The following is a 5,002-nucleotide window of genomic DNA, read 5'->3' on the forward strand; positions in this document are numbered from 1 at the left end:
CATATCGGCATGTCGGGCCACTCGTTCGGCGCCGTCACCACCCAGGCCGTGAGCGGCCAAACGGCGGCCGGCGGACGCCTCTCCGCCACCGATGCGCGCATCAAGGCGGCCTGTGCGTTCAGCCCCAGCAGCCCCCGCGCGGGCCGCCCGGAAAAAGCCTTCGGCAAGGTGGCCATTCCGTGGATGCTCATGACGGGCACGAAAGATCTTTCCGTCATCGGCGACACCGATCTGGAATCGCGCATGGCGGTCTACCCCGCGCTGCCGCCGGGCGGCAAATACGAACTCGTACTCGACAACGCCGAGCATTCGGCCTTCAGCCAACGGGCCCTGCCGGGCGACTCCGAGAAACGCAACCCCAACCATCATCGCGCGATTCTCGCGCTATCGACCGCATTCTGGGACGCCTACCTGCGGGAAGATCCTGCCGCCAAAGCCTGGCTCGATGGAAGCGGCCCCGGCTCCGTCATCGAAGCCAAAGACCGCTGGCAACGCAAATAGGCCCCGCCCGCTTCGCTCGGGAAACCTACTCTCCCAAGGTTGCCTCGATCACGAACCCGTTGACGTCGGTTTGGATACCGGAGAAATCGATTTCCAATGCCGCGTCGGTTTGCTTCCACTTCAGCAGCTGGTCGCTTCCCAGAAGCCGTAGCTTCTGCACGTTGCCGGCAAACGCATTGAGCGATTCGATTCGGACGGATTCGGCGGCCGGCGTAATGGACATGGCATAAACCTTGTTGTCCTTGGCGCTGAACCAGAATTCGCCGGGCACCGATTTTGCGTTTTTCTTCGGATTCACGTTTTCGCTGAAATGCGTCCAGCGGGTGGTACCGTAAACGGCATCGGCATTGGTTTTTACCCACTTGCCCATTTCGACAAAACTTTCGACGCATGGTTCGGGCACCGAGCCGGATCCATCGGGGCCGATGTTGAGCAGGTAGTTGCCGCCCTTGGAAATGATGTCGACGAAGTTGCGGAGCAACTGGTTCGTGCTTTTCCAATCGTGGTCGTAGGCTTTGTATCCCCAGGAATGGTTCGCCGTACCGCAGGTTTCGAAATACTTGGCCACCAGCTCCCCGGCTTTCGGCGTGGTGTTGTCGCCCGCATCCATGTAGTCGCCATACTCATAGCCGACGCGGCGGTTCACCACGATGTTCGGATTCAAGTCGTAGATCGTTTTATAGAAGCGGAAAGCCTCCGCTTCCGAAATCAGCCCTTCGCCGTCGAACCAGACCAGCCGAAGCTCCGGCATCCGCTTGACCAGTTCGGCAACCTGAGGATAGGCCTTGCCTTCCAAATAATCGCGATAGGGGTTCGGACTCGGATCCCACAGGTTTTTTCCGTTCGGGCGGGTCGGCACCCCGTATCGATCGTTCTTCGCTTTCACCTTGGCATAATCGGCGTCGCAGCCTTCCATCCAGTCATGGCCGTGGGAATAATAGACGCCGAAAGCCAACCCCTCGGCGCGGCAGGCGTCGTAGAGCTCCTGGATCAAATCCCCTTCATACGGTGTGGCATCGGCAATATCCCAATCCGACACCGCAGAATCGAACAGCGCAAAGCCGTCATGGTGTTTCGCGGTGATGACCACATATTTCATGCCCGTATCCCGGGCCAGTTTCGCGATGTTTTTCGCGAAGGATTTGTCGGGATTGAACTGCTGGGCGAATTCGCGGTATTCGGCGCGCGGAATGTTGAACGTATACATCAGCCATTCCGCCACACGCGGGCCCTTGATGCCCGAATCCTCGATCTTCGTGCCCTTCCAGCTGCCGGCGGCCTGCGAATAGATGCCCCAATGGATAAACATGCCGAAGCGGGCGTTTTTATACCAGGCCATCGCCGCCTGCTTTTCCGGCGACGCATGCATCTGGATCCATTCGGCGTAATAGTTCTCGGAACCGACGGTGATCCGGCTTTGGAAATAGACCTGGGGAACAAGGCGTACCTTGAGCGGTTTCGCATCGCACGCCACCGACACGGTATGCGTCCCCGCTTTGGCAAGATTTACCGCGGTATTGAACGTCGAAACAATCCCCTCTTCGATCCAATAGCTGCGGCTCGGCTTATCGCAGAGGAACGAACCGTCCACCTCGACCGAGGCGTCGAGTTCGGTCCCCGCTTGCTCCGGGGCGTGAACCAGTTGCACCACATAATCGCCCGGATGCTGCAGCTCGAACCCGACGACCAACCGGCCACCTTCCAACGGAGCCTGCGCCACGTCCATCATCACGCAGCTGTCCTCGCGTTGCACCGCCATCCCGGCCACGGCAACGCCCCGGCCCAACACCGCACACAAGCCCACCGCAAAAACCGACATCAGACCCCTGTTTTTCATGAAAACCTCTCCCTGCCATAAATACCAAACACGAATGCCTGCCCGATCCGCACCCTCCGAGCGCAACGAATAATAGAATCGTAGTATCCCCGGAAAAACCATCCCCATTTTTGGGGATGGCCGAGGGGTTGCCGAAAGCGGCAACCCGCTTAAAACGGCAGCATCCAGTCCGGATCTTCCAGATTGGCTTGCCGGGGGCCGGGCGTGCTGCGGCCCTGCCGAACCTGCGTCTCGAATTGTTGCGCCAAACGGGCAACAATCTCCGGATGCTTGTCTAGCACGTTGGTGGTCTCCTTGACGTCCGCCTTGAGGTTGTACAGCTCGCGCGTGAAGGTTTTCGTCTTGCGGTTCAGCGCAAAGACCAGCTTCCAGTCGCCTTCGCGGATGGCATAGCTGCCATCGAAGTCGTGATGGATCACGGCGGGCTCCTCCGCGCGGGCCTGGCCAAGATAGAGCGGCAGGATGTTGTTGCTGTCCGGCCCCGCGTTTTCCGCCAGCCCGACCCCGGCAATGGCGGCGGCCGTGGCCATGAAATCGTTCAGGCAAATCGTGGCATCGCACGAGCTGCCTTTCGGCGTCCGGCCTGGCCAGCGCACAATATACGGCACGCGATGTCCGCCTTCATAAATACTGCGCTTCTGTCCCCGGAACTGGTGGAGCAGGTCGCACCCCTTCTTCTTCAACTCGTTGAGCTCCTTGCCCGTGCTGCCGTTGTCGGTGGAGAAGATGACGAGCGTGTTGTCGGCGATGCCCAGCTCATCGAGCGACTGCAAGACCGCGCCCACCGCCGCATCGGTCTGCATGATCCAATCCGCGTAGGGATTCAACCCGCTCTTGCCGAGAAACTCGTTGGACGGCGCGATCGGCGTATGCGGGGAGTTGAGGGAAAAATAGAGGAAGAACGGCCGATCGCCTTCGGCCTGCTGCGCGATATAGCGCCGGGCATCCTTCGCCAGCGCCGGCATGACGGCTTCGAGCGTCCACCCCGGCACCATCGGCCCGGCAATCCCGAACATTTCCTTGGGCTTGGGTACCGTCGGCTGTTCGACAATCCGGTTGTTCCGATAGAAGACGTACGGCGGCATGTTGGGAATATCGTCGCCGAAATAATAGTTGAAACCATGGTCGACCGGGCCCCCTTTGATCGGCTGCGTGAAGTCGAGTTTCTTCCAGTCATACTTCAGGTTGACCGCCGAGAAGTCGCCGCAGTTGACGAAGAGGTGCTGATCCAATCGCAACTCCTCCGCGATGGTCTGGCCCTCCTTGTTGGTGAAATCGATGCCGAGATGCCATTTCCCAACCATGCCGGTTTCATAGCCCGCATCGCGCAGCACCTCGGCAACCGTTACCACTTCCGGCTCGATCAGCGACGGGAAAAAAGCCCACGTGACGCCGCTTTTCAAACCCGACCGCCAGCTGTAGCGCCCGGTCATCAGGCCATAGCGGGTCGGCGTGCAAACCGAGGTATCGGAATGCGCATCCGTAAAGTTCATCCCCTCGGCAACCAATCGATCGAGGTGCGGCGTCGGAATGGTACACTTCGGGTTGTTGGCGGCCACCGAGCCATAGCCCATGTCATCGCCAAGAATAAAGATGATATTGGGTCGATCCGCTCCGTCGGCAGCAACCGCGTGAGACCCAACCAGTAAAACCAACAGCAAACTACCTATCGCGATTTTCATAGATTCCTTTTTATTGCGCTGGAATTTCAAAGCCGACCACCCGTTGCCCCGGCAACGTTTGCGGCAATTTGATCGCCAGTCCGGCGGCCGAGCGGTTCCATTCAATGCGCTCGTCGCTTCCGAGCATGGAAACACGGGCGATTTCATCTTCGTAGAGCCCGCCGGTTGCCAGTGTTTTTATTACGATGTCCTTGGTCGGGCGGGCGAGTACAAAGGCATAGAGATTCCCCTCCTTGACCGTGAAGCGGATATCCTCCTGGCAATAGGGGGCCAGGTTTTCATTGACCAGGCTCCGGATAGGTCGTCCGCCCACATCCACGGTTCGGGTTCGATTTCGGCGGCACTGCCGCGCTCCATATTGTAGGTGAAGGCCTTCTTGTTTTGGCTCGGGTTCTTGCAGGAAAGGACGCAGTCCTGCTTGCCGCCGTTCTCCGTCCGGTCCTTGTTCACAAACGCGGAGAAGAGCTTGATCCCCAGCCCCTGGCCCGATTTCTCATCGGGATACGGCGAATCGTTGTTGAACATATCTGCGCGAATGCCGCCATGGCGCCCCACATCCCGATCCCAATTAAAACCCGTCGCTTTATCATGCGTTCTCTCCGTTACGTTTCCCCGGCAAAACAGAACCACCCATTTCCCGAACACTAGAACCGCCGCATTTACCGTGGCGGCACAGCCCCGGACTTCGGCATGCTGGGCAACCTCATCCGCCTCCTCAGCGTTGCCATTCCCTTCGGTCATTGCCGTCTTGCCTTCGGCAATCCAGCCTGTCTCCGCTTCGCTCCGGCTTGTATGCGATTTGCCATTGCGCTTCGCTCCATTGCCGTCCGTTCCGGCCAGCCTCGCCTTCGGCGTCTGTTCGTCGGCTCACAGTTTTGATCTCCATCTTCCTCTCCACGACTCCTCGCGAAGCCGCAGTTGATTTCGTCTAGCGCTTCAGCTACCGTCGTTCCCAATGAAAGGAACAGCGGACAGCCGGGCA

General features: G+C 59.1%; 4 protein-coding genes. 1 reads left to right on the top strand and 3 read right to left on the bottom strand.

Annotated elements, in window-relative coordinates; all coding sequences use genetic code 11:
* Positions 1-501: alpha/beta hydrolase family protein (locus ABYO54_RS13870; RefSeq protein ID WP_372808843.1), on the top strand; the 501-nt coding region annotated here is incomplete at its 5' end.
* 25 nt (positions 502-526) lie between these two features.
* On the opposite strand, the gene ABYO54_RS13875 is transcribed toward ABYO54_RS13870, so the two are convergent.
* The 3 genes from ABYO54_RS13875 to ABYO54_RS13885 form a co-directional block, all read right to left on the bottom strand.
* The gene (locus tag ABYO54_RS13875; RefSeq protein ID WP_372808844.1) at positions 527-2,338 is read right to left on the bottom strand and encodes an alpha-L-fucosidase; all 1,812 of its coding nucleotides are present in this window, start codon (positions 2,336-2,338) and stop codon (positions 527-529) included.
* 149 nt (positions 2,339-2,487) lie between these two features.
* Positions 2,488-4,020: an arylsulfatase gene (locus ABYO54_RS13880; RefSeq protein ID WP_372808845.1), complete on the bottom strand. Its 1,533-nt coding sequence runs from the start codon at positions 4,018-4,020 to the stop codon at positions 2,488-2,490.
* Positions 4,021-4,030: 10 nt separating this feature from the next.
* A complete protein-coding gene (locus ABYO54_RS13885; RefSeq protein ID WP_372808846.1) occupies positions 4,031-4,333 on the bottom strand; it encodes an alpha-L-fucosidase C-terminal domain-containing protein in 303 nt (100 codons plus the stop codon).
* Positions 4,334-5,002: the final 669 nt, after the last annotated feature.

The organism is Pontiella sp., from assembly GCF_041622395.1.
GTDB lineage: Bacteria > Verrucomicrobiota > Kiritimatiellia > Kiritimatiellales > Pontiellaceae > Pontiella.